The sequence below is a fragment of the Paenibacillus sp. OT2-17 genome (assembly GCF_009827695.1).
GTDB classification, from domain to species: domain Bacteria; phylum Bacillota; class Bacilli; order Paenibacillales; family Paenibacillaceae; genus Paenibacillus; species Paenibacillus polymyxa_B.
Map to the genome: position 1 here is coordinate 1 of NZ_WUDQ01000662.1, position 1,852 is coordinate 1,852.

Here is a 1,852-nt window from a genome sequence, read left to right on the forward strand (position 1 = left end):
TCCCGCTCGGTGGTTGGCACGTATTTATGCTGTCCCCGCAGCGCATGCCTGCGCAGGGGGATGCTTACCGCAATCTGCATTCCACCATGTACGGTATAGGTGATTTCAATTCCGCTGCCGGAACATTTACGGCAGAGAGGTATGCTCAGGTGGATCACGGATTCGATTTCTATGCCCCACAGTCAACCTTGGATGATAAAGGGCGGCGTATCGTCATCGGATGGATGGATATGTGGGAGTCGGAGATGCCGACCCAGCAGGGGCACCATTGGGCTGGTGCGATGAGTCTTCCGCGGGAAGTGGTTATCGACGGCGCCAGGCTGCTGTTCCGTCCGCTTGAAGAGGTAAAGAATTACCGATGCAATCTGTTCGAGCAGCGGGATATCTTACTGACAGGTGAGCAGATTATGGACACGCGCGGAGATAGCTACGAACTGAAGGTCGTATTTGAGTTTGAGGCCAGTAACACCGATGAATTCGGTTTAAAACTGCGGGTGGGTAGCGAAGAGGAGACTGTACTGTCGTATCGTCCCGATGACGGTCTGTTCCGTTTCAACCGTGAACGTGCTGGTATAGGCCCAGGAGGAGAGAGAAGAGTGCCTTTGGACTTAAACGAGGGCCGTCTGGAGCTTCGGGTTTTTGTCGATAAAAGCTCGGTGGAAATATTCATCGGCGATGGTGAATACGTCCTCACAGGAAGAGTGTATCCGGGAGTGGAATCTACGGGCATTCGAGCGTTCGCGAGCGGAAAGTGTACGATTGCTTCGTTTCAGAAGTGGGATATATCCACATAGGAAATGCATGACAAACAGGAACCCGACCATTGATGGTCAGGGCTCCTGTTTTTTGTAGAATTGTAATCGTGTGATTTACACAAGCTTATTTTGAAGATAGGCATCAATTTTTGCGAGGGCTTCTTCTGTACTGCCAGATTGCTGGAAGCTATCATTTATTTTTTGTACGCCCTCTTTATACGCCGCGTTCGACATTACCTCATCTACGGCACCTCTTAACGATTGGACATTGATTTGGTCTTTGGTTATTCGATAGCCAGCCTGAAGTTCTGTTAACCGCTGCGCGACCATGGGCTGATCCTTGTCCTGAGGCAGTACAACCAAGGGTACATTAAAGTGAATCCCTTCATTCACACTGTTCATTCCACCATGAGTAATAAATACATCTGAATGACGTAGTACCTCCAATTGGGGAACATAGGGCGAGATGATAAAGTGCTCTGGGGCTGGATTGATTTTCGTAAAGTCAGCTTTCTCGCCAGCTGCAATCACGACGATACCTTCAAAATCGGAAAAAGCTTCAATACAGGTGTTGAAAAAGTCCTCAACATGATCCAAAACCGTTCCCATCGAAATATACAGAACTTTTTTATCTTGTAGTGCGTCCAAAGGAAATGAATTTTCCCCTTTGCGTTCTGGGAAGCTGGGACCAATAAAGAGATTCTCTTCACCAAAGCTGTCAGCGTCTGGTTGGAAATATCGACTGGTATATACAACATTCAAAGCCCCTGTATTGCTCATAAATTGAACCATATTTTTGGGAGCAACACCGAACCTTTCTTTCATGAGCTGCAGTGAGGTCGTGGCCTGTTCATCAAGTTGAAACGGCTCATTTCTATTAGAGCGAAAGAGATTGGTAGCCATCCGATTCTGCGAAATCAGAAAAGATGGGGAGGAAGCAATACCAGGGATTTTCAAATAGTCTCTAACTAACTCGCCAGCTCCGAATCTATCATAGAATACAAAGTCAAAATCAATGCTTTCAGACAGCTGCTGGGTAATGGCTAAGATGTCCATTGAAGTCTGGATATGGATATTCATAAATGCGTTCAGTCCTG

At 47.1% G+C, this 1,852-nt stretch carries 2 protein-coding genes; one reads left to right on the plus strand and one right to left on the minus strand.

Going from position 1 to position 1,852, the window contains the following annotated elements; all coding sequences use genetic code 11:
• Window positions 1–794 (plus strand): glycoside hydrolase family 32 protein (locus GRP75_RS25835; protein ID WP_202404320.1); only part of this gene is annotated, 794 nt, incomplete at its 5' end.
• 75 nt (window positions 795–869) lie between these two features.
• Here the strand turns inward: GRP75_RS25835 and GRP75_RS25840 are convergent.
• Window positions 870–1,852 (minus strand): nucleotide disphospho-sugar-binding domain-containing protein (locus tag GRP75_RS25840; protein WP_160790755.1); only part of this gene is annotated, 983 nt, incomplete at its 5' end.